This is a genomic window from Microbacterium hydrothermale (genome assembly GCF_004854025.1).
GTDB lineage: Bacteria > Actinomycetota > Actinomycetes > Actinomycetales > Microbacteriaceae > Microbacterium > Microbacterium hydrothermale.
The window spans coordinates 37,282-60,618 of the sequence record NZ_STGM01000009.1 but is presented as its reverse complement, the minus strand read 5'-3'; the positions used below and the strand labels follow the sequence as shown (position 1 = coordinate 60,618).

20 protein-coding genes are annotated in these 23,337 nt (G+C 70.8%); 9 read left to right on the top strand and 11 right to left on the bottom strand.

Features of this window, described 5'->3' with window-relative positions:
• Window positions 1-117 precede the first annotated feature (117 nt).
• Window positions 118-702: a nitroreductase family protein gene (locus FB047_RS15060; protein ID WP_136588022.1), complete on the top strand. Its 585-nt coding sequence runs from the start codon at window positions 118-120 to the stop codon at window positions 700-702.
• Between the two features lie 191 nt (window positions 703-893).
• Complete coding sequence (locus FB047_RS15055; RefSeq protein WP_136588021.1) at window positions 894-1,499, top strand: YdcF family protein; 606 nt, start codon at window positions 894-896, stop codon at window positions 1,497-1,499.
• An 80-nt stretch (window positions 1,500-1,579) separates the two neighbouring features.
• On the opposite strand, the gene FB047_RS15050 is transcribed toward FB047_RS15055, so the two are convergent.
• The 6 genes from FB047_RS15050 to FB047_RS15025 all read right to left on the bottom strand — a co-directional run bounded on the left by FB047_RS15050 (window position 1,580) and on the right by FB047_RS15025 (window position 10,028).
• On the bottom strand, window positions 1,580-3,787 hold the full coding sequence (locus FB047_RS15050) for an ATP-dependent Clp protease ATP-binding subunit (protein ID WP_136588020.1): 2,208 nt from the start codon (window positions 3,785-3,787) through the stop codon (window positions 1,580-1,582).
• A 152-nt stretch (window positions 3,788-3,939) separates the two neighbouring features.
• The gene (locus tag FB047_RS15045) at window positions 3,940-5,346 is read right to left on the bottom strand and encodes an FGGY-family carbohydrate kinase (RefSeq protein WP_136588019.1); all 1,407 of its coding nucleotides are present in this window, start codon (window positions 5,344-5,346) and stop codon (window positions 3,940-3,942) included.
• Window positions 5,346-6,809 carry an FAD-binding oxidoreductase gene (locus tag FB047_RS15040; protein WP_136588018.1) on the bottom strand — a complete coding sequence of 488 codons (1,464 nt, stop codon included), beginning with the start codon at window positions 6,807-6,809 and terminating at the stop codon, window positions 5,346-5,348. Before FB047_RS15040 ends, FB047_RS15045 begins: the two co-directional genes overlap by 1 nt.
• A gap of 30 nt (window positions 6,810-6,839) precedes the next feature.
• Entirely contained in the window at window positions 6,840-7,619 is a 780-nt protein-coding gene (locus FB047_RS15035; protein ID WP_136588017.1) for an SDR family oxidoreductase, read from the bottom strand.
• Window positions 7,620-7,623: 4 nt separating this feature from the next.
• The gene (locus FB047_RS15030; protein ID WP_136588016.1) at window positions 7,624-9,102 is read right to left on the bottom strand and encodes an NAD-dependent succinate-semialdehyde dehydrogenase; all 1,479 of its coding nucleotides are present in this window, start codon (window positions 9,100-9,102) and stop codon (window positions 7,624-7,626) included.
• Window positions 9,099-10,028 carry an NAD(P)-dependent oxidoreductase gene (locus FB047_RS15025; RefSeq protein ID WP_240752841.1) on the bottom strand — a complete coding sequence of 310 codons (930 nt, stop codon included), beginning with the start codon at window positions 10,026-10,028 and terminating at the stop codon, window positions 9,099-9,101. Before FB047_RS15025 ends, FB047_RS15030 begins: the two co-directional genes overlap by 4 nt.
• Window positions 10,029-10,182: 154 nt before the next feature.
• Between FB047_RS15025 and FB047_RS15020 the strand changes: the two genes are divergently transcribed.
• From FB047_RS15020 to fae, 6 genes are all read left to right on the top strand, one after another.
• Window positions 10,183-11,049: an IclR family transcriptional regulator gene (locus FB047_RS15020; protein WP_136588014.1), complete on the top strand. Its 867-nt coding sequence runs from the start codon at window positions 10,183-10,185 to the stop codon at window positions 11,047-11,049.
• Window positions 11,050-11,152: 103 nt separating this feature from the next.
• Complete coding sequence (locus FB047_RS15015; protein WP_136588013.1) at window positions 11,153-11,818, top strand: ABC transporter permease; 666 nt, start codon at window positions 11,153-11,155, stop codon at window positions 11,816-11,818.
• The gene (locus FB047_RS15010; RefSeq protein WP_240752840.1) at window positions 11,811-12,845 is read left to right on the top strand and encodes an ABC transporter ATP-binding protein; all 1,035 of its coding nucleotides are present in this window, start codon (window positions 11,811-11,813) and stop codon (window positions 12,843-12,845) included. The genes FB047_RS15015 and FB047_RS15010 overlap by 8 nt, the downstream gene beginning before the upstream one ends.
• Window positions 12,842-13,636, top strand: coding sequence for an ABC transporter permease (locus FB047_RS15005; RefSeq protein WP_136588011.1), 795 nt, complete (start codon window positions 12,842-12,844; stop codon window positions 13,634-13,636). Before FB047_RS15010 ends, FB047_RS15005 begins: the two co-directional genes overlap by 4 nt.
• Window positions 13,637-13,688: 52 nt before the next feature.
• Window positions 13,689-14,636 (top strand): glycine betaine ABC transporter substrate-binding protein, encoded by a 948-nt coding sequence (locus FB047_RS15000; protein WP_136588010.1) that lies wholly within the window; start codon window positions 13,689-13,691, stop codon window positions 14,634-14,636.
• Window positions 14,633-15,142, top strand: coding sequence for a formaldehyde-activating enzyme (fae, locus tag FB047_RS14995; RefSeq protein ID WP_136588009.1), 510 nt, complete (start codon window positions 14,633-14,635; stop codon window positions 15,140-15,142). The genes FB047_RS15000 and fae overlap by 4 nt, the downstream gene beginning before the upstream one ends.
• 58 nt (window positions 15,143-15,200) lie before the next feature.
• Here the strand turns inward: fae and FB047_RS14990 are convergent, their stop codons facing one another.
• On the bottom strand, window positions 15,201-16,202 hold the full coding sequence (locus FB047_RS14990; protein ID WP_136588008.1) for a GlxA family transcriptional regulator: 1,002 nt from the start codon (window positions 16,200-16,202) through the stop codon (window positions 15,201-15,203).
• 87 nt (window positions 16,203-16,289) lie between these two features.
• On the opposite strand from FB047_RS14990, the gene FB047_RS14985 reads away from it, so the two are divergent.
• On the top strand, window positions 16,290-16,532 hold the full coding sequence (locus FB047_RS14985) for a hypothetical protein (RefSeq protein ID WP_136588007.1): 243 nt from the start codon (window positions 16,290-16,292) through the stop codon (window positions 16,530-16,532).
• A gap of 74 nt (window positions 16,533-16,606) precedes the next feature.
• Here the strand turns inward: FB047_RS14985 and FB047_RS14980 are convergent, their stop codons facing one another.
• The 4 genes from FB047_RS14980 to FB047_RS14965 all read right to left on the bottom strand — a co-directional run bounded on the left by FB047_RS14980 (window position 16,607) and on the right by FB047_RS14965 (window position 23,321).
• Complete coding sequence (locus FB047_RS14980; protein WP_136588006.1) at window positions 16,607-17,905, bottom strand: glycosyltransferase; 1,299 nt, start codon at window positions 17,903-17,905, stop codon at window positions 16,607-16,609.
• A 4-nt stretch (window positions 17,906-17,909) separates the two neighbouring features.
• Window positions 17,910-19,169, bottom strand: coding sequence for a glycosyltransferase (locus FB047_RS14975; RefSeq protein ID WP_136588005.1), 1,260 nt, complete (start codon window positions 19,167-19,169; stop codon window positions 17,910-17,912).
• Window positions 19,170-19,437: 268 nt separating this feature from the next.
• A complete protein-coding gene (locus FB047_RS14970; RefSeq protein WP_136588004.1) occupies window positions 19,438-21,597 on the bottom strand; it encodes an ABC transporter ATP-binding protein in 2,160 nt (719 codons plus the stop codon).
• On the bottom strand, window positions 21,594-23,321 hold the full coding sequence (locus tag FB047_RS14965) for an ABC transporter ATP-binding protein (protein ID WP_136588003.1): 1,728 nt from the start codon (window positions 23,319-23,321) through the stop codon (window positions 21,594-21,596). Before FB047_RS14965 ends, FB047_RS14970 begins: the two co-directional genes overlap by 4 nt.
• Window positions 23,322-23,337: the final 16 nt, after the last annotated feature.

Below are 23,337 nucleotides of genomic sequence, written 5' to 3'. Positions count from 1 at the left end.
GGACGCATCTCGTCACGGACGCATAAGGTCACGCGGGAACACGACACGGCATCACGGCGTTGGATGGATGCGGGTCAACGGCGTCCCGGCTTCGTCCTCACCCTCAGGAGTATTTCCATGTCTCACGTTCTCGACCGCACCGCGCAGACCGACGTCCCGATCCTCGACGTCCTCGCCGAGCGCTGGAGCACCCGCGTCTTCGACGCGGAGACCCCCATCGACGAGGAGGCGCTGCGCGCCGCGCTGGAGGCCGCGCGCTGGTCGCCGTCCGCCAGCAACACCCAGCCCTGGCGCTTCGTCCTCGCCCGTCGCGGCACCGAGGCCCACGAGAAGATCGTCGCCTCGCTCATCGGCTTCAACCAGGGGTGGGCGCCGGCCGCCGGCGCGCTCCTGGTGGTGCTGGCCGAGACCGTCGACGACGAGGGCAACGCCCGCCCGTGGGCGACCTACGACGCGGGTCAGGCGGCGGCCTTCTTCACCGTCGAGGCGCACGCCCGCGGCCTGGCCACCCACACCATGGGCGGCTTCTCCCCCGACGACCTGCGCACCGCGTTCTCTATCGATGAGCGCTTCACGCCCGTGACCGTCATCGCGGTCGGCGCCTTCGGCGACCTGGATGCCGCCGACGAGGCCGTGCGTGCGCGCGAGTCGGCACCGCGCGAGCGTCGTCCCCTCGCCGAGTCGCTGCTGCTCGACGCCTGATCTCCCGCCGGGTCACCGGCATCCGTCCGCCCCCGTCACCGCCCTCGCGGGACGGGGGCGGACGTCGTCGCGACGCGGGTAGGGAGTGCCCGCGGATGCCGCTGCGGCGGCCGTTCTCACCCGGCCCGCCGATGCCCTCGCGCCGCTGCGACGCAACACGGCGTTCACGCGAGGCCCCTACGCTCACGGAGGTGACGACTTCTCCCGCAACCGGCGCCCTGCCGACGCACCGGCGGCTCGTGCGCCTCGGTCGGGCCATCCGGAGGACGCTCCTCGCGCTCGTCATCGCAGTGGTGGCGATCGTCATCGCGGGACTGCCGGTGTACGTCTTCCCGCCCCAGGGCGACCCGACGGGAGCCGACCTCGTCTACGTCATCGGCCCGCCGCAGCCCCAACGCCTCGAGCTGGCGGCCGCGATCCGCGACACCGACGGGCACGTCCCCCTGCTGATCTCCGTCTCCGACTCCCGCGCCGGCCGGGGGGATTCGTCGTTCGACGCCGACGCCGTCGACGAGTGCCGCCAGGCGGGGGCGACCTGCACGACCCCGGAGCCTTTCACGACGGCCGGGGAAGCGCGGCTGCTGACGGCGTACATCGCGCGGCAGCCGGCAGCCGAGACGGTGGTCATCACCTACACGCCGCACGTCGCCCGTACGCGGTACATCTTCGCGAAGTGCTACCCGGGGGACGTGACGGTCGTCGGGGTCGACACGCCCATGACGCCCGCCGACTGGGCGTTCCAGTACGCGTACCAGACCGCGGCGTTCGTGAAGGCCTGGATCACACCGTGTCCGTGAGCGCTCCCGCCTCGACGTGACGGACGCGCGAAGGGGAGGCCACTCCCCCGGAGCATGGCCTCCCCTCCATGTCGGCTTCCTCAGTCGACGATCTCCGCCTCGATGACGTCGTCGTCGGGGTCGTCGCCGGACTCCTCGGCCGCCGGCCCCGTGCTCTCGAGCAGGAGCGCGTCGCCGTCGCTGGCCACGTCGACGCGGACCACGTCGCCGTCGTGCACGGTGCCGGCGAGGATCGCCATCGCGAGGCGGTCCTGGATCTCCGACTGGATGAGCCGGCGCAGAGGCCGGGCTCCGTACACCGGGTCGTAGCCGCGCTCGGCGAGCCACGACCGCGCGTCGGGGGTGACCGCGAGGGTCAGCCGACGCTCCCGCAGGCGCTTGTGGAGCGCGTCCACGGCGAGCTCGACGATCTGCGCGAGATCGTCCTGGCTGAGGGCCTGGAAGATCACGATGTCGTCGAGACGGTTCACGAACTCGGGCTTGAAGGCCTGGCGCACCAGCGCCTGCACCTGCTCCCTCTTGGCATCCATCGACATCGTCGGATCGATGAGGATCGGTGACCCGAGGTTCGACGTCAGGATCAGGATGACATTGGTGAAGTCGACCGTGCGGCCCTGACCGTCGGTCAGCCGGCCGTCGTCCATCACCTGCAGCAGGATGTCGAACACCTCGGGGTGCGCCTTCTCGACCTCGTCGAGCAGCACCACCGAGTACGGCCGACGGCGGACGGCCTCGGTGAGCTGACCACCGGCCTCGTACCCGATGTAGCCCGGAGGGGCACCGACCAGGCGCGAGACGGAGTGCTTCTCGCCGTACTCCGACATGTCGATGCGCACCATGGCGTGCTCGTCGTCGAAAAGGAAGTCGGCGAGCGACTTCGCCAGCTCGGTCTTCCCGACACCCGTGGGGCCGAGGAACAGGAACGAGCCGACGGGGCGGTTCGGGTCGCTGATCCCGGCGCGCGAACGACGAACCGCGTCGGAGACGGCCTTGACGGCATCCTTCTGTCCGATCAGTCGCTTGCCGAGTTCGCGCTCGAGGTGCAGCAGCTTCTCGGTCTCGCCCTGCAGCAGACGGCCGACGGGGATGCCGGTCCACGCGGCGATGACCGCGGCGATGTCTTCGTCGGTGACCTGGTCGTTGACCATGCGGTCGCCCGCGGGCTCTTCGCGCTCGGCCACCATGAGCTCGCGCTCGAGGGCCGGGATCTCGGCGTACAGCAGGCGCGACGCGCGCTCGAGGTTTCCCTCGCGCTGGGCGCGCTCGGCATCCACGCGGGCCGCGTCGAGGCGGGTCTTGAGGTCGCCGACGCGGTTGAGCGAGGCGCGCTCGCGCTCCCACCGGGCCTGCAGCTCGTCGAGCTTGGCCTGCTCGCCGGCCAGGGTGTCGCGCAGCGTCGCGAGGCGCTCCTTCGAGGCGGCGTCCTTCTCCTTCTTCAGCGCGAGCTCTTCGAGCTTCAGCCGGTCGACGTGCCGGCGCAGCTCGTCGATCTCGAGCGGGGCCGAGTCGATCTCCATGCGCAGGCGCGACGCGGCCTCGTCGATCAGGTCGATCGCCTTGTCGGGCAGCTGACGCGAGGGGATGTAGCGGTTCGACAGGGCCGCGGCGGCGACCAGCGCGGCATCCGCGATCGCGACCTTGTGGTGCGCCTCGTAGCGCTCCTTCAGGCCGCGGAGGATCGCCACGGTGTCTTCGACCGTGGGCTCGCCGACGTAGACCTGCTGGAAGCGGCGCTCGAGGGCGGCGTCCTTCTCGATGAACTCGCGGTACTCGTCGAGCGTGGTCGCGCCGATCAGGCGCAGCTCGCCGCGCGCGAGCATCGGCTTGAGCATGTTGGACGCCGCGACCGACCCCTCACCGCCGCCGGCACCCATGAGCACGTGCAGCTCGTCGATGAACGTGATGATGCGTCCGTCGGACTCGGTGATCTCCTTGAGGACGCTCTTCAGGCGTTCCTCGAACTGGCCGCGATACATCGCCCCGGCGACCAGGGCCGAGATGTCGAGCGAGACGAGCTCTTTGTTCTTCAGGCTCTCGGCGACGTCGCCCGCGACGATGCGCTGGGCGAGTCCCTCGACGACGGCGGTCTTGCCGACGCCGGGTTCGCCGATGAGCACGGGGTTGTTCTTGGTGCGCCGGGTGAGCACCTGGCTGACGCGGCGGATCTCGCCGTCGCGGCCGATCACGGGGTCGAGCTTGCCCTGGCGGGCCCGGTCGGTGAGGTTGATGCCGAATTGCTCGAGGGCGCTGCGCGCGTCCTCCTGCCCCGGCTGTTGAGTGGCGTTCATGTGTTCTCCTGGAAGTCTGTCGCAAACTTGAGTTGCATTGACTCAAGTTTAGCAGCGGACGTCGGCGGGGGCAATGGATGCCGGGGCGGGGCGTTCTCCGGGCGCACGACGAACGGCCGCGGCAGAGCCGCGGCCGTTGTCCGGACGACGCGTCAGGCGCGCGCCGTGACCATCCAGTCCGACAGGTCGGCGACACGCGAACGGATGCCGCGGTGCCAGGGGCGGAGAGCCCGATAGGCGTCGGCGTGCACCCCTGGTCGCACCGGCTCGCCGGTACCGGACATCGCCGCGACCGCGGCATCCCAGTCCGGATGAAGACCCGCGCCGACGGCGGCGCAGATCGCGGCGCCGATACCCGCGGCGTCGTCGACGAGCGCGCGGCGCACGGGACGCCCGAGCACGTCGGCGACGATCTGCACGAGCAGGGACGACTGCGCCCCGCCACCGGTCACGATGACGCCGCTCGCGACGGCCCCGCGTTCACGCTCCATGTCGTCGATGTGGTCCGCCATCGTGAACGCGATGGCCTCCAGCACGGCGCGGTAGAGATGACCGCGCCCCTGCGCGCCCGAGAACCCGACGAAGGCGCCGCGCCGATTCGGTTCGTCGCCGGGCGCGAGCCAGTCCAGCACGGCGGCGACCCCGTCGCATCCGGGAGCGACCGCTTCCGCCTCAGCGCCGAGGCTGCGGTCGAACGCGTAGATGTCGTCGTCGGGGGCGACGGGGTGCAGCAGGTCGCGCAACCAGCTCACGGTCCACATGCCGCGACGGATGCCGGTGGACTCCGCGAGGTACTGGCCCGGGCGGGAGCCGAAGTTCACCCAGTGCGCCGCTCCCCCACCGGGGGCATCGGCCACGGTCATCGCCGCGATGTAGGTGCCGAACGACAGCAGCACGTCGTCGGACGAGGCCAGGCCCGCACCGAGCGCCTCGACGGCCTTGTCGTTCGACGTCGCGAACACCGGCACGCCCGCGGGCAGGCCGGTCGCCGCCGACGCCTCGGCGCTGACGCGGCCGAGTTCGGCACCGGGATCCACGAGCTCGCTGAGCAGCGAGGGGTCCATGCCGGTCTGCGTCACGGCATCCGGGTCCGACGACCACCGCCACGAGCGCTGGTCGATCGGCCACACCCCCTGATAGTTGCCGGCGGCGTCGCGGAATGCGCCCGTGAGGCGGTGCGCGATGTATCCCGACGAGGTCGTCACGCGCGCCACGTCGGGCGCGGCGACGTGCGGACGCGAGACGCGCTCGTCCATCCAGCTCAACAGCGGTTCGGCGAGCGAGCCGTCGGGGCGCATCAGCGCGCGGCAGAAACGGATCGTGCACAGACCGATGCCGACCACCTCGGCGGGGTCGCCGTCGAAGCGGTCCATCGCCAGGCGGCAGGCGCGCACGATCGAGTCCCACACGTCGTCGTTGGGATGGACGCTGCGCCCGGGCGCGGGCGTCGCGTAGGGTCGGAGCCCCACGCGCGCCTGCGCCCGCACGCGTCCCGTCTCGTCGACGACGAGCACCTTCGTCGACTGCGAGCCGTTGTCGATCGCGACGACGACGGGCATCAGCGCCCCAGGGCGAAGATCGTGCCGGGGTTCATGATGCCGTTCGGGTCGAGAGCGGCCTTCATGCGCTCGAGCAGCACCACGGCGCTGCCGTGCTCCTCGTCGGTCCAGGCGGTGCGGTACTTGCCGATGCCGTGGTGGTGCACCATCGACCCGCCCAGGCGCAGCGCCTCTTCGACGACGATCGCGTTGAGGGGCTCGTGGTACTCGGTGATCTCGTCGCGCGGGTCGCAGTGGATGTCGTAGTCGTACACGAAGTAGAGGTTCGTGCCGGTCTGGTAGCTGTGCGAGGAGTGCGCGCCGAGCATGGTCAGATCGGCGGCGCGGGGGAACTCGCGGCGCACGCGCTGCATGACGGATTCGTACAGCTCGACCACGCGCGACCAGTCGACCGACACCTCGGTCGTGTACCCGAGGTGGGCCTTCTCGAGCATCTCGCGCTTCTCGCGGTCGATCTTGTCCTGGCCCCAGTTCAGGTTGTCGAACCACGACGCGATCAGGGCGTCGTCGACGCGCGCGAGGGGCTTGCCCTCGGCCGCCTCGGCGATGGCCTCAGCGGTCGCGTCGGCGAGACGGCGCGGCCCCTCGGCGACCAGCACGACGACGCTCTTGCCCTCGTGGAAGTGGGCGAAGTGCTGGCGGGCGTCCTCGGGCGAGTACACGCGCGCGACCGACGGGCGGTAGCCCTGCGTGACGAGTTCGCGCAGCAGCTCGATGCCCGCGCCGAAGTCCTCGGTGAGGAAGCCGAAGAACCGGTTGTTCTCGGGCGTGTAGGGCCAGATCTTGACCGTCACCTCGGTCACGAACGCCATCGCGCCCTCGTTGCCGATGATGAGGTGGCGGATGTCGGGACCCGCCGCGCGACGCGGCACGTTCTTGATGCGCGTGACCGTGCCGTCGGCCAGCACGGCCTCGAGCCCCACGACCATGTCCTCGATCCCTCCGTAGAGCGTCGAGAACTGCCCGATCGAGCGCGTCGCGACCAGACCGCCGTACTGCGCGAGGGGCTTGGACTGCGGCGAGTGGCCGGTCGTGTACCCCTGTGCGCGCAGCTCGTCCTCGACGCGCTGCAGCCCGGCGCCGCACTGGACGGTGACCATCATGTCGACGGTGTCGATGTTCAGGATGCCGTCCATCCGCGATCCGTCGAGCACGATCGTGTCGGCGATCACCGTCTCGAGTCCTCCCTCGGTCGCCGTGCGACCGGTGCGCGGGACGATCGCGATCCGATTCTCGTCCGCGAAGCGCAGCACGGAGGCGACATCCTCGGTCGAACGCGGATACACGATCGCGGCGGGGAACGGCCCGTCGAAGATGCCGTGGACGGCGGAGTACTTCTTGAAGCGGTCGACGCTGGCTTCGCGCAGCTCGGCCTCACGGGTGTCGACGGCCTCGGCGCCGAGCAGGTCCGTGAGACGCGCGGCGATGTCGGAACGGGTCAGCGGGGAACGGGAATCGGCCATGTCGGTCTTCCTTGATCGAGGGGTATCGGGTCAGCGCAGCAGGTAGCCGCCGTCGACGACGAGCGTGTGCCCGGTGACGTAGTCGCTGGCGCGGCTGGCGAGGAACACGACCGCGCCCATCAGATCGGCGGGGTCACCCCACCGGCCCGCGGGGACGTGGTCGACGATGCGGGCGTTGGCCGCGGCATCCGATCGGGTCTTCTCGGTGAGGGCGGTCGCGAAGTATCCCGGAGCGACCGCGTTGACCTGGATGCCGAAACCGCCCAGCTCGTCGGCGTAGGCCTTCGTGAACCCGACGATGCCGGCCTTGGATGCCGCGTACGCGGGCGACTGACGCCCGCCGAGGAACGAGAAGAGGGAGGCGATGTTGATGATCTTGCCGCGGCGATTCGGGATCATGACCTCGGCCGAGGCGCGGGCGAAGTCGAAGGCCGCCGTGAGGTTGACGGCGATCATCGGGTCCCACTTGGCGCGGTCGAAGGCGACGACGTCTTCGCTGAGGAGGTTGATGCCGGCCGAGTTGACGAGCACGTCGACCCCGCCGAAGCGGTCGACGCAGGCCTTCACGACCCGCTCGGGCTCGCCGGCGGCCGTGATGTCGGACTGCACGAACGCGTACTCGCGCCCGTGCGCCTCGATGAGCCTCGCCGTCTCGCCGTCGTCGTCGACGAGCGAGGGGACGAAGACGTTCGCTCCGGCCGCGGCGAGCGCGACCGAGAACGCGCGCCCGAGGCCCCCGTTGCCGCCCGTGACGATCGCGGTGCGACCGGCGAGCGAGAAGAAGTCGGTGGAGAAATCGGTGATGTCCATGCGATCAGGCGCTCCGGGAGGCGAAGGGGTCGGCGATGCCGACGTAGACGGTCTCGAGGTATTCGTGGATGCCCTCGGCTCCGCCCTCGCGGCCGAGGCCCGACTGCTTGACGCCACCGAAGGGCGCGGCGGGGTTCGACACGACGCCGGCGTTCAGACCGAGCATCCCCGTCTCGAGGCGCTCCGCCAGGCGCAGGCCCCGATCGAGGTCGCGCGTGTAGGCGAAGCAGACCAGGCCGAACTCCGTGTCGTTGGCGAGGCGGACCGCCTCGTCCTCGTCGCGGAACGTGAGGATCGGGGCGACGGGTCCGAAGATCTCCTCGCGCAGGATGTCGGCGTCGGCGGGCACGTCGATCAGGACGGTCGGCTGGTAGAAGTAGCCGGGCCCGGGGATCGCGCTCCCGCCGACGGCAACGCGCGCGCCCTGCGCGACCGCTCCCTCGACGAGTGAGGCGACTTTGTCGCGCGTGGCGGCGTCGACGAGCGGCCCCACCGTCGAGGAGGGATCGGTGCCGCGCGCGGGAACGAATGCGCCGATGCGGGCCGCGAAGCGCTCGGTGAACTCCTCGGCCACGGACTCGTGCACGAGGAAGCGATTCGCGGCGACGCACGCCTCGCCGCCGTTGCGCATCTTCGCCAGCACGGCGCCGTCGACCGCGGCATCCAGGTCCGCGTCCTCGAAGACGAGGAAGGGCGCGTTCCCGCCGAGCTCCATCGACACGCGCAGCACCTGGGCGGCCGAGTCGGCGATGAGGCGCTGGCCGACACCGGTCGAGCCGGTGAACGAGAGCTTGCGCAAGCGGGGGTCCTGCACGAGCGGGCCGGTGACGGCTCCGGCATGCGTGGTGGGGATGACGTTGAGCACTCCGTCCGGCAGCCCCGCCTCGCGCAGCACCTCGGTGAGCAGCAGCGCCGTGAGGGGGGTGAGGGCGGCGGGCTTGAGCACCATCGTGCAGCCCGCCGCGATCGCGGGGGCGATCTTGCGCGTGGCCATCGCGAGGGGGAAGTTCCACGGCGTGATGAACAGGCACGGCCCCACGGGGCGTTGCACCACGAGAAGACGGTTGCGACCGTCGGGGGCGACGGAGTACCGACCCGAGATGCGCGGGGCCTCTTCGCTGAACCAGCGCAGGAACTCCGCACCGTAGGCGACCTCGCCCCGCGCCTCGGCGAGGGGCTTTCCCATCTCGAGGGTCATGGCGAGAGCGAAATCTTCGGCGCGGGCGGTGACGAGGTCGAACGCCCGGCGCAGGATCTCGGCGCGCTCGCGCGGGGCGGTACGCCCCCACGACTCCTGCGCGCGGTGGGCGGCGGCCAGGGCGGCGTCGCCGTCGGCGACGCTCGCGTCGGCGACCGTGGCGAGCACGTCGCCCGTGGACGGGTCGATGACGTCGAAGCGGTCCCCGGTGGATGCCGGTCGCCAGGCGCCGTCGATGAAGAGGTCGGTGGGAAGCCCGGCGACGAAGGCGCGCTCGTCGGTCATCGTGCGACCCCCGCGGTCGCCTGGGCGCGGCGCAGGGGCTCGCCGAGCAGGTCCTCGTACAGGCGGAAGGGCGCCATCTCGCCCGCGCGCTCGCCGTACATGGCCTTGGCGCGGCGGAACTGCTGGTCGACGAGGCCCGAGAGCTCGTACGGCATCCCGACCGAGCGGGCCAGGTCGCTCGACAGCCCGAGGTCCTTGCAGGCGAGGGCCAGGGCGAAGCCCTCGTCGTAGTCGCCGTGGTCGAGGATCGACAGCACGTCGTGCTCGACGAAGTTGCTGTTGGCGGGACTGGCGACCAGGGCGCGGCGCAGCACCTCGAGGTCGACCCCGGCCTTGACGCCGACCGAGAGCACCTCGGCGGTGGCGATCAGGTGCGAGAACCACAGCTGGTTGATCATGAGCTTGACCGCGTAGCCGGCGCCGTGGCCGCCGACGTGCAGGATGCGCTCGGGCTCGCCCATCGCCTCGAACACCTCGCGCAGGCGCTCGACGTCGTCGGCCTCGCCGCCAATGAAGATCTGCAGGGTGCCGTTGGCCGCGCCGACCGACATCCCGCTGACGGGGGCGTCGAGCACGTGGAGGTCGGGGCGGTCAGCGCGGGCGCGCTCGGCCACCTCGGGCACCGAGGTCGACATGTCGACCCAGGTGCCGCCCTGCGGGAGAGCGCCGAGCAGTCCGTCGGGCCCGCGCAGCACCTGGTCGACGTGCCGCGGGGTGGGCAGCATCGTGATGACCAGGTCGGAGCGGGATGCCACCTCGGCGGCGGTGTCGACCCAGACGGCGCCGCGCGCGACGGCGTCGGCCGCCGCTTCGGGGCGGACGTCGGTGACGACGAGGGGGAAGCCGGATGCCTGGAGGTTGCGGGTCATCCCGCTGCCCATGCTGCCCAGGCCGATGAATCCGACGGTGAGTGTGCGCTTCGTCACGGGACCAGTCCTTGAGATCGTGGATCGGGGGCGGTGCGCTCCTGCGGCTCTCGTCTTCGAGCCCGCCAGTGGCGACCGCAGGGCCACGATAGAGGCAGGATGCCTTGTGAGCATCCCTTGATGTGAATATGGCAACGGGCTAGGGTTCCGGTCCATGACAGATGCCACGGCGACCCCGCGTCGCAATTCCTCGGGCCTGGCCCGCGACGTCGAGATCCTCGAGATCCTCGGATCCGCCGAAGCGGTCGCCGCCGGCGGGCTCGGTGTGTCGAGGGTCGCGCAGATCACGGGTCGCGACAAGGCCGTCGTCTCCCGCACGCTCGCGACCCTCGGCGACGCGGGTCTCGTCGACCGCGACGACAACACCCTCGCGTACCGACTGGGGGCGCGCCTGTACGCCCTCGCCGCCCTCACGGTCGAGAGCACCCTCACCCGCGAGTCGCAGCCGATCCTGCGCCGGGTCGCTCAGCGCGCCCGCGAGACGACGCACCTGTGCGTGCTGCGCGGCGGCAACGTGCTCACCATCGCCAGCGAGCTGAGCCCGCACGAGTTCCGCACGACCGGATGGGAGGGAATCACGACCGCCGCCTGGCGCACGCCCTCGGGGCGCGTCCTGCTGAGCGACTGGGACGACGACTCCCTCACCCGCTGGTACGCCGAGCACGGCCAGGACCAGGCGATCGTCGGGCCGGTGCCCCCGCACGCGGCGGGGTTCTCGGTGCTGCCGAGCCCACCCGCCGACCGGCAGGTGGTCTCCGACCTCGAGAGCCTCCGCGCCGAGCTCGCCCGCATCCGGGCGAACGGGTACGCCCTGCTCGACGAGGAGCTCGAGCTCGGCGTCGTCGGCGCGAGCGCCCCCGTGCGCGATTTCACGGGGCGCATCGTCGCCGCCCTGAACGTCAGCGCCCCCAAGACCCGCATCGGCGACCGTCTCGACGCTCTCGCCCGGTTCGTGGCATCCAGCGCGAAGGACCTCTCGCGGGCAGTGGGCTTCGACGCGATCACCTCCGGATCGCGCTAATTGCCATATGCGCAACACCGGTTGAGGATAAGAACCCCCCAGCCGTACAGTCAGCCGCAGCCGTGAACCGCGGCCCATCTCGATGAGGAGAGGAGTGCGACGCATGTCCGACTTCGACCTCGGCGGACTCTTCACCTTCTGGGGCCGCCGCAGCGACGACATCGCCGAACTCGTGCTCCAGCACGTCGCCGTCGTCGTGCTGAGCATCGCCATCGCCGCCGTCATCGGCATCGCGATCGGCATCGCCGTGTGGAACCGCCCGGTCTCGCGCTCGGTCACGATCGCCGCCGCCGGCGTCGCCCTGACCATTCCGTCGCTGGCACTGCTGGCCCTGCTGACCCCGGTGCTCGGACTCGGGTGGACGCCCACGGTGTTCTCGCTCGTGTTCTACTCGCTGCTGCCGATCGTGCGGAACACCGTCGTGGGGCTGCGCGAGGTCCCGCCCGCGATCATGGAATCCGCCAAGGGCATGGGCATGTCGCCCGCGCGGATCCTGCTCTCGGTTCAGCTGCCGATCGCCTGGCCCATCATCCTCACCGGCGTCCGCGTCGCCGCGCAGCTGACCGTCGGCATCGCCGCCATTGCGGCCTACGTGGCCGGGCCGGGCCTGGGCCAGTTCATCTTCATGGGCCTGTCGTCGCTCGGTTCGCGCAACGCCCTCAACTTCGCGCTCACCGGAACGCTCGGCGTCATCGTCCTGGCGCTGCTCCTGGATGCCGCCTTCGTCTTCATCACCCGCGTCACCACCTCAAGGGGGCTCCGTGTCTGACACCACCACCACTTCCCGACCGGCCGCCGCGAGCGACTCCTCGGGGGTCGGCATCCGCCTCGACAGCGTGACCAAGGTCTACCCCGGTCAGCCCACCCCCGCGGTCGACGCGTTCTCGATGACCGTCGAGCCGGGCGAGCTCATCATGTTCGTCGGGCCCTCGGGCTGCGGCAAGACGACGACCATGAAGATGATCAACCGCATCATCGAGCCCACCTCGGGCACCATCTCGATCGACGGCCGCGACGTGCTCTCGCTCGATCCGAACGAGCTGCGTCGGCACATCGGCTACGTCATCCAGCAGATCGGCCTCTTCCCGCACATGACGATCGGCGAGAACATCGCCGTCGTCCCGAAGCTCCTCGGCTGGTCGAAGAAGCGCACCGCCGACCGCGTCGAAGAGCTGCTCGAGACCGTTCAGCTCAGCGGCGACTTCGCCCAGCGCTACCCGCGGCAGCTCTCGGGAGGCCAGCAGCAGCGCGTCGGCGTCGCGCGCGCCCTCGCCGCCGATCCGCCCGTCATGCTGATGGACGAGCCCTTCGGCGCGACCGACCCCATCACCCGCGAGCGGCTGCAGGCCGAGTTCCTTCGCCTGCAGGAGTCGATCGGCAAGACGATCATCTTCGTCACCCACGACTTCGACGAGGCCATCCGCCTGGGCGACCGCATCGCCGTGCTGTCCGAACGCAGCCGCATCGAGCAGTTCGACACCCCCGCCGCGATCCTGGCCGCTCCGGCCAACGACTACGTACGCTCGTTCATCGGGCACGGCGCGGCCCTCAAGCGCCTCGCACTCATCCCCGTCGGCGAGGCCCCCCTGGGTCCGGTGACGGATGCCGGAACCGCCCGCGTCTCGGTCGCCGACAATTTGCGCGACGCCCTGGACCTGCTCGTGATCACCGGTTCCCCATCGGTCGCCGTCGTCGACCGCGAGGGTCGGGCCGTGGGCTCCCTGACGATGGAGCGCATCTCGGCCGCCCTCGGCGTCGAGGTCGCCGACATCTCCCGCCCGGGCGGCGTGCGATGACCACCGTCACCACCGAGACCCAGAGCATCGGCGCCGCACGCCTGGCGGCCTCGCGCCGTCAGCGCGGCGGACGCCGCCTCTGGAAGCGCTTCGTCACCCCCGCGGTGGTCGTGGTCCTGCTCCTCGCGCTGTACCTGTGGGTGTCGTCGCTGCCGCTCGACTCGATCGAACAGCGCACCCTCAACGCCGACTACCTGTTCCTGCGCATCGGCGAGCACCTCAGCCTCACCGTGGCGGCGTCGGCCCTGGTGGCGGTGCTCGCCATCCCGGTCGGCATCCTGCTCGCGAAGACCCCGTCCCGCACGATCAAGGCGATCGTGCTCGCGCTGGCGAACATCGGCCAGGCGACACCGGCAGTCGGTGTCGTGATCCTGCTCGCGATCATCTGGCAGACCGGGTACACCACCGCCCTCGTCGCCCTCGTGATCTACGCGTTCCTGCCCGTGCTGCGCAACACCATGATCGGCATCGAGCAGGTCGACGGCGCGATCCGCGAGTCGGCGCGGGGCATGGGGATGACCCCCGTGCAAGTGCTCGCCCGGATCGAACTCCCCCTCGCCGTGCCCGTGATCCTGGCGGGGCTTCGCACCGCGCTGGTGTTCTGCGTCGGCGTGGCCACCATCGCCACCTTCATCAACGCCGGCGGGCTCGGCGACATGATCGTCAACGGTCTCAAGCTCCAGCGCTACCCCGTGCTCGTCACCGGCGCCGTGCTCGTGGCCTGCATCGCTCTGCTCATCGACTGGATCGCCGGCGTCGCCGAAAACCTGCTGACCCCCAAGGGCATCTGAGCCCCCACCGTCCCTGCATCACCCACCGCACTCACCACCCTTAGGAGACACAATGAAGCGTCGTCCGCTTCTCTCGCTGACCGCCGTCGCGGCCCTCGGCGTCTTGGCCCTCACCGCCTGTTCGGGCGGCTCGTCCGGCTCCGGCTCCGCCGCCGGCGGCAGCGACGAACTCGCCGGGCTCACCGGGCAGATCGGCTCGAAGGACTTCTCCGAGCAGTACATCCTGGCCCACATCACCACGCAGCTGCTCAACGCCCGCGGGGCCGATGTCGAGGCCAACACCAAGCTCGTCGGCTCGGCCAACGTCCGTCAGGCTCTCGAGAACGACGAGTTCCTCGGGTACTGGGAGTACACCGGCACCTCGTGGATCACCTACAACGGCAACACCGCGCCCGTGCCCGGGGCCGAGGCGCAGTTCACCGCCACCAAGGAAGCCGACGCGGCGAAGGGCATCGCGTGGCTCGACCCGGCTCCGCTCAACAACACCTACGCCTTCGCGATCCGCGCCGACAAGGCCGAGGAGTTGGGCGTGAAGACCCTCTCCGACGTCGCGAAGCTCCCCGCGAACGAGCAGACCTTCTGCATCGAGAGCGAGTTCTCCACCCGTGACGACGGCTGGCCGGGCCTGAAGACCGCGTACGGCTTGAACGTGCCCGACTCCAACGTCGCGCTGCTCGACACCGGCGTGATCTACACCGCGACGCAGAAGGGCGACGACTGCAACTTCGGCGAGGTCTTCCAGACCGACGGTCGCATCCCCGCGCTCGATCTCGTCGTGCTGCAGGACGACAAGGAGTTCTTCCCCGTCTACCAGGGCGCCTTCACCCTCAAGCAGTCGACGCTCGAGCAGTACCCGGCGATCGCCGACGTGATCGCCGAGATCTCGCCGCTGCTGACCACCGAGGAGATGCAGAAGCTCAACGCCCTCGTCGACGTCGACGGCGAAGACCCCGAGGACGTCGCCACCGACTGGCTCAAGGAGCAGGGACTCGTCGGATGAGCCTCGACGTGCAGATCGGCGAGAGCTTCGTCGGCGAAGGGGCGCACGCCGCGCACATCAACACGGTGCTCGGGCATCGCGACGGCCCCGCCGGCACCGCCTGGGCCACGGCTCTCGCGACGCCGAGCGCGGGGCACGTCCCCTTCGTGGCGGTGCTGCGTCCGTCCCTGCCCGTCAAGCCGCTGACCCTCTTCGTCACCAAGTCGGCGCCCGAAAGCGACGCCCACGGGCTGCTGATCTGGGGGCCGGCGCAAGCCGGGGTGGCATCCGGGATCGCCGATGCCGTCGCCGACGGAGAGATCCCCGCCGAGTGGGCCGACACCCACGCGGTGATCGCGGCGGTGTGGGTCAACCCGGCCGCCACCGATGCGGAGCAGATCTACCGCAACAACCGCCAGGCGGCGCGTGAGGCGATCCGCAACGGCGCCCGTTCGCTGCCCGCGACCGAGGACGTTCTCGCCGCGCGCACCGCACCGTCGAATCCGTTCTTCACCCCCGCGTCCTGACGCATCCCGCAACGGCCCCGCCCCTTCTCCGGGCGGGGCCGTTGCGCGCGGTCGACGCTCAGGCCGGGATCGCCTCCCCGACGGCGGGGACGGAACCGGATGCCGCGTCCGCGGCGCACGAGAACCTCGCCCGGTACGCCGTCGGCGTCAGCCCCATCGTGCGCGCGAAGTTCTGCCGCAGCACAGCGGCCGATCCGAATCCGCACTCCGCGGCGATGCGGTCGAGACCGAGGTCGGTCTCCTCCAGCAGTCGTTGCGCGTGCAGCAGGCGCTGGCGCGCCAGCCACGCCGCGGGCGTCGCGCCGAGATCGGCCTTGAAGCGACGCGCGAAGGTGCGCGGCGACATGTGGGCGCGAGCGGCGAGACGATCGACCGACAGCTCCGCGCCCAGGTTCTGCAGCATCCACTCGGTGACCGGGGCCAAGGAGAGCGAGGTGTCGATCGGTATCGGCGAGGCGATGAACTGCGCCTGACCGCCGTCGCGCTGCGGGGCGACGACCATCCGCCGGGCGATGCGATTGGCGAGCTCGGAACCGAGCTCCTGGCGGAGCAGGTGCAGGCAGGCGTCCAGTCCCGCGGCCGTGCCGGCGCTGGTGATGATGTTGTCGGACTGCACGTAGAGCACGTCGGGATCGACGTCGATCCGCGGATACATGCGCGCCATCGTGTCGGCGTAGCGCCAGTGGGTGGTCGCGCGCTTGCCGTCGAGCACCCCGGCTGCCGCGATCACGAACGCCCCGCTGCACACGCTGAGCAGCCACGCGCCGCGGGCGTGCGCGGCCCGGACGACCTCGACGACGCGCTCGTCGACGTGATCCCATTGCGCGCGGGGGATCGGTGCGAGCACGAGGATGTCGACGTCGCGCGCGGCCTCCAGACCGTGCTCGACGTTCAGCGAGAAGCCGATGTTCGCGGGGACGACGCCCGGGTCGGGGGCGACGATGCGGAAGTCGAAGTTCGGGATGCCGTCGTCGCTGCGATCGAGACCGAAGGCCTCGCACGCGAGCCCGAATTCGAACGGGGCGAATCCCGGCTGGACGACGACGGCGACCGAGCGCATGCGCACCTCCGGTGTGGCAGGAATCTTTCGAAGTGCGTCCATCATGCCACTCGTCGGCATGATTCCTCTACCCGTAGCTTTTCTGCCATGGCATATTTCATCGCTCTCGGCCTCCTGTCCCTCGCCGGAATCATCGGCACGGTGTGGCTGATGCGCACCGATGGGTACGGCCGCATCCCCACCGATCCGACCCGGATCCCCGCCGCCGCACGCCGCGAGAGCGCGGCATCCGCGTCGACCGCGAGCCGCGACGAGGCGAAACCGCTCCCCTCCCCCGCGGCCGAGACCTCTCGCGCGGCTCGACCCGCGCGTCCGGCCGGAGCACACTAGCTCCGCCCCGAAGACGCGGTGGCCACGCCTCCCGTCCGACGAGTGCGCTGCTCCGGGCGGGCGGGATTCGGGTCTCAGCGACCGGCGCGGACGGCCCGCTCGTACACCCCGACCATCGCCGCGGTGCGGGACGACTGGCGGAACCGCTCCGCGATCGAGGGATGCGGTCGCACGGGCGATCCCGCGGCGATGTCGGCGGCGGCGCGACGCAGGGCCTCCGCGAGCGCCGGCACCGTGGCATCCGTCACGGCCCAGACCCCGCCGCCGAGCTCGGCCGCGATGTCGGGATCGCTCACGACGGCGGGGGTCCCGAGCGACGCCGCCTCGAAGACCGTCATGCCCTGCGTCTCGAAGCCGATCGACGTCTGCACCACCGCGTCGGCGTCGGCGAGGCGCGCGAGGGTCTCGGCGTAGGGCAGTCGTCCGGCGAAGGTGACCGCCGCCGTCGGCTGGGCCCGCCCGACGAACCGCCGCGCGGCGGCGAGCTGCGCGCCCCCGCCGATGACCTCGATCTCGGCATCGATCCCGGATGCCGCGACGGCCTCGAGGAAGGGCAGCAGGCGCTTCTCGGGGCTCATGCGCCCGAGCCAGACGAAGCGCGGACGGCCGGAGCGGCGCGCGGAGGGACCGAAGGCGAGGGCGGCGTCGAGCACGTCGTCGTCGATGCCGTTCCAGATGACGTCGACCGCCGAGGCCACCCCGTGCTGTTCCAGGCGGCGCGCGAAATGCCCGGACGGCGCCGTGACCGCGCGCGAGAGACGGGCCAGCCGATGCAGGAAGGCCCACCCGTCGACGCGCGACGACGGAGCGGCCGACGGTGAGCTCGCGGGATCGCGCGGATCAGCCCCGTCCTCACCGCGCGCCGGCGCGGAACCGGGATCACGGCGGGCCGATGGCTGAGCCCCGGACCGCGATCCCGCGGCGGGCAGTGCGCGGCGGGCCCACGCGTTGAGCGCGCGGAGCACCAGGCCGGGGAACGGCGCGGTCGCCTCGATCCCGACGTCGACGCGGTTGTGCATCGTGTGCACCACGGGCAGCCCGTGCCGGGCCGCGTACCGGTGGCCGATGAACGCGCCCCAGAAGTCCGCCTGCACGTGCACGACGTCGACCGGGAGGCGCGCCCCCATCTCGGCATCCAGGAAGCGATCCGTGCGCGCGCCCGGCCACGTGAGCGCGTACTCGCGGTCGGGGGTGATGGCGATCGAGGGGAGGTCGAGGTAGGCCGGATCGTCGGATGCCGGGCGGTGCAGGCGCGGAGCGACGACGGTGACCACGTGCCCGGCGCGTTCGAGGAACCGCTTCTGCAGGCGCATCGACACCTGCGCACCGCCGAGCGACTCGAGGTGCTGGTCGGCGAACATCACCACGTGCACGCGGTCACTCCGGCAGCGGGCGACCGCGATACAGCGCTTCGAACGTGTCGAGGGTGCGGGTGATGTCGTGCACGGCGACGGCGTCGAGCGACGCCTGCTGCATGCGACGGCGCTCCTCGGGGGCCGCGGTGAGCACGTCGGTCAGGCGCGCGGCGAGCTCGTCGGCATCGCCCGGGGTGAAGAGGTAGCCGTTCTCGCTCTCGTGCACGAGGTGCGGCAGGGCGACGGCGTTCGCGGCCACGATCGGCAGACCGGATGCCATGGCCTCCATCGTCGCGATCGACTGCAGCTCCGCGATCGAGGCGATTGCGAAGACGCTCGCGCGCGAGTACAGGTCGCGGAGGTCGTCGTCGGAGGCGTGTCCGTGGAAGGTCACGCGGGCGGCGACGCCGAGCTGCTGCGCGAGGGCCTCGAGCTTGGCGCGCTGGTCGCCGCCGCCGACGATGTCGAAGGTGACGTCGAGCGCGGGGTCGAGCTTCGCGAGGGCGGCCAGCACCACGTCGATGTGTTTCTCGGTGGTGAGTCGGCCGACGAAGAGGATGCGGTTCGCGTCGCGCGGCGTGAGGTCGGGCCGGTAGTTCGAGCGGTCGATGCCGCACGAGATCGGGATGACCCCGTCGATGTCGATGGTCGACTCGAGGAAGTCGGCCGCTTTACGCGTCGGCGTGGTCACGGCGCGCGTCATCTTGAAGGTGCGCTCGGCGTCGGCCCACGCGAGCTTGACGAAGATGCGGTCGAGCCAGTCGGGCAGCGTCGTGAAGTCGAGGATGTTCTCGGCCATGACGTGGTTGGTGGCGACGACCGGGATGCCGCGCTTGCGCGCCTCGCGGGCGAGACCGCGCCCGATCACGATGTGCGACTGGATGTGCACGACGTCGGGCTTGATCTCGTCGAGGACGATGCGGGCGTAGTGCTTGGAGCGCCACGGCAGCACGTAGGTGATCCAGTCGTGCGGCAGGAAGCGGAACGCCGGCAGCCGGTGCATCATCATCGGCTGCCCCTCGATCGTCTCGATCGCGGTGCCGGCGTTGCGGTGACCGACGCTCGGCGCGGCGACGTGGACGTCATGTCCCCGGGCGACGAGGCCCGCCGCGAGGCGCTCGGCGAAGCGCGCGGCGCCGTTGACGTGGGGCAGGAACGTGTCGGCGCCGATGAGGATCTTGAGCGGACGGTCGGCGGTCGCGCCGGAGGAGGCGGTCGCGTCGGAGGCGGGGGACGCGGCGGAGGGCGCGGGATCGTCGGCGGGCGTCGCAGGAGTGGTCACGAGTGGTGAGGCCTATTCTGTGCGGCGGGCGGTTCGCATGATGCGGTGCATGCGTCCGTCCACTGTACCCGGGCGGGTTTTGCCCTCCCGAGAGCCGCTCACAGGCGCGGGGAGGTGAACCGTGTCCGCCCCCTCATCGAGCGGGCAGCGGCTCGGGCGAGCGGGCAGCGGCTCGGGCGAGCGGCGCCGCGCTGCGGGCGCGACCCCGACTCGGGAGCGTGGCCGCGCCGCGGGCGCGACCCCGACTCGACAGCGCAACCCGGCCCCGTCAGCGCCCCTCCGTCGACGGGGAACCGTTCGCCGGACGCGGTGGACCGTCGACCCCCGCGGGGACGACCACCTCGGATGCCGCCGCCGCCATCGCCGAGACCGCTTCACTGTCGCCGCTGACGGGCGCGCGCCGCTCGTCGGGGTGCTGCGCTGTCGACTCGGCCGCGTCGAGGTCGGCCGCAGCCTGCTCGAACTGCGACCGGTAGAGCCGGTAGTACGCGCCCTGCGCGGCGATGAGCTCGTCGTGCGTGCCCTTCTCGACGATGTCGCCGTGCTCCATCACGAGGATGAGGTCGGCGTCGCGAATCGTGGAGAGCCGGTGGGCGATGACGAAGGACGTGCGGCCCTCGCGCAGCGCGGCCATGGCCTGCTGCAGGAGGAGCTCGGTGCGCGTGTCGACGGACGACGTCGCCTCGTCGAGGATCAGCACCGACGGCCGGGCGACGAAGGCCCGGGCGATCGTGATGAGCTGCTTCTCTCCCGCCGAGACGTTCGCGGCGTCTTCGTCGAGGACGGTGTCGTAGCCCTCCGGCAGGGAGTGCACGAACTGGTCGACGCGGGTGGCCACCGCGGCCTCGACGATCTCGTCGTCGGTGGCGCTCTCGCGGCCGTAGCGGATGTTGTCGCGGATGGATCCCGCGAACAGCCACGGATCCTGCAGCACCATGCCCGTGCGTGAGCGCACATCGTCGCGCCGCAGTTCGGCGATGTCTTGGCCGTCGAGCAGGATGCGCCCGCCGTCGAGTTCGTAGAACCGCATGATGAGGTTGACGAGGGTCGTCTTGCCGGCCCCGGTGGGTCCGACGATCGCGACGGTCTGCCCGGGTTCGACCCGGAACGACAGGTCGGTGATGAGGGGTCGCTCCGGCGTGTACGAGAAGCGCACGTTCTCGAACTCGATGACGCCGCGACCCTCGGGCGCGGCGGGTGCGTCGGCCGCGTCCGCCTCCTGCTCGTCGGCGTCGAGGAGGGCGAAGACGCGCTCCGCCGAGGCGGTGCCCGACTGCACGACGGCGGCCATGCCGCCCAGCTGCGACAGCGGCTGCGTGAACTGCTGGGAGTACTGGATGAAGGCCTGCACGTCACCGAGACGGATCTGTCCGCCCGCCACCATCAGTCCGCCGAGGACGGCGATGCCGACGTAGGTGAGGTTCCCGACGAACATCATGCCCGGCATGATCATGCCGGAGAGGAACTGGGCCGTGAAGCTCGCCTGGTAGAGCTCCTCGTTCTCGATCTCGAACTTCTCGCGCGCGTCCTTCTCGCGCCCGTAGACCTTGACCAGCGCGTGCCCCGAGAACGACTCCTCGACGCGGGCGTTGAGACGGCCGACCTTCTTCCACTGCTCGCCGAACGCCTTCTGCGACTTCGGGCCGATGACGCCGAAGATCACGGCCATGAGCGGGAGCGACACCAGCGCGACGAGCGCGAGCTGCCACGAGATCGTGAACATCATGATGAGCACGCCGACGACCGTCAGCACCGAGGTCAGGGCGCTCGAGAGCGACTGCTGCATGGTCTGCGTGATGTTGTCGATGTCGTTCGTCACGCGCGAGATCAGCTCTCCGCGCTGCACCTTGTCGAAGTACGACAGGGGCAGACGGTTGATCTTCGCCTCGACGTCTTCGCGCAGCCGCCACATCGTGCGCACCATGATGACGTTGATGACGTAGCCCTGGATCCACGAGAGCAGCGACGATCCGACGTAGATCGCCAGCACGGTGACGATCACGACGCGCAGCGCGTCGAAGTCGACGCCGGCGCCGACCTGGAAGGTGTTCATCGCCGAGACGATGTTGGCGATGTCGGTCTGCCCCGAGGCGCGCAGCGCCTCGACGACGGTCTCTTTCGAGGTGCCGGCGGGGAAGGCCTCGCCCAGCCCGCGCGACACCACGCCCTCGAAGATGATGTTGGTCGCATCGCCCAGCACGCGGGGCGCGAGCACGGCGAGCACGACGCCGAGCGCGCCGAGGGCGGACACCAGGGCGAAGGCCCAGGCGTAGGGCCGCAGCAGGCCGATCATGCGCCGGAAGCTCGGCCCGAACGCCGCCGCTTTGCCCGGGGCGACGCTGTTCCAGTCGCCCGAGTTCTGCCGCGCCTGCTCGGCGAGCTCGAGCTCGGCGCGGTCTTCGTCGGTGAGGGCGTCGGGCGCGCTCATGCTTCCACTCCCAGCTGCGATTCGACGATCTCTCTGTAGGTGGGACTCGTGCGCAACAACTCGTCGTGCGTGCCGAGTCCGGCCATCCGCCCGTCTTCGAGCACGACGATGCGGTCGGCCCCCGTGATGGTCGAGACGCGCTGCGCGACCACGATCTTCGTCACCTCCGGCAGCTCCTCCCACAGCGCCGCCCGCAGTCGCGCGTCGGTGGTCAGGTCGAGGGCCGAGAAGGAGTCGTCGAAGACGAGAACGCGCGGCCGGTGCACGATGGCCCGGGCGATCGCGAGACGCTGACGCTGCCCGCCCGAGACGTTCGTTCCGCCCTGCGCGATGCGCCCCTCGAGCTTGCCGTCCATGGCCTCGACGAAGTCGCGCCCCTGCGCGATCTCAAGCGCGCGCCACAGTTCGTCGTCGGTGGCGTCTTCGCGCCCGAACCGGAGGTTGGAGGCCACGGTGCCGCTGAACAGGAACGGCCGCTGCGGAACGAGTCCGATGCCCTTCCACAGTTCGTCGAGATCGGCCTCGCGCACGTCGACCCCGCCCACGCGTACCGCGCCGCCGGTCACGTCGAACAGACGCGGGAGGAGGGAGACGAGGGTCGTCTTGCCCGAACCGGTGGAGCCGACGATCGCGACCGTCTCGCCGGGCTCCGCGCGGAAGGAGACGCCCGCGACCACCGGGGACTCGGCCCCCGGGTACGCGAACGACACGTCGTCGAACTCCACGGCGCCGGGCTCGGGGAACGAGCGGACGGGAGCGTCGGGGCGCGTGAGCGTCGAGCGGCTGTCGAGCACCTCGCCGATGCGCTCGGCGGAGACCGCGGCGCGCGGGATCATCACCGTCATGAAGCTCGCCATGAGCACCCCGCCGAGGATCTGCGCGACGTACTGGATGAAGGCGAAGAGGGTGCCGATCTCGACCCCGCCGGCGTCGACCTGGATGCCGCCGAACCAGATGACGCCCACGACCGTGACGTTCAGCACGAGCATGGCGAGCGGGAAGAGGAGCACGAAGAGCGAGCCGACCTTGCGACCGACGACGAGGATGTCGGTGTTCGCGCGACGGAAGCGCTTCTCTTCGATGCGCTCGCGCACGAACGCCCGCACCACGCGGACTCCCGTCAGCTGCTCGCGCATGACCCGGTTCACGCCGTCGAGCTTCGACTGGTAGCTGCGGAAGAGCGGCACCATCCGGGCGATGATGAGACCGGCGGCGATCAGCAGCACCGGCACCGCGACGGCGATCAGCCAGCTGAGCCCGACGTCTTGCTGCAGCGCCATGATGACGCCGCCGATCGCGAGCAGCGGAGCGCTCACCAGCATGGTGGCGCCCATCATCGCGAGCATCTGCACCTGCTGCACGTCGTTGGTGTTGCGGGTGATGAGGGAGCCGGCCCCGAACTGCGACAGCTCGCGCTCGGAGAAGCCGCTCACGCGTTCGAAGACGTCACGGCGGATGTCGCGGCCGGCGGCCATCGCGGCGCGCGCGGCGAAGTAGGTGGCGATCACGGATGCCACGATCTGCCCGAGCGAGATCGCGAGCATGAACCCGCCGCGCGACCAGATGAACCCGGTGTCGCCCCGCGCGACGCCGAGGTTGATGATGTCGGCGTTCAGACGCGGGAGGTACAGCGTCGCCATGGCCGAGGCGGCCTGGAACACCAGGATGGCGACCAGCAGCCAGCGATACCTCGACAGGTAGCGGATGAGGAGTTTGCCGAGCACGGGACCCTCCGGAGGT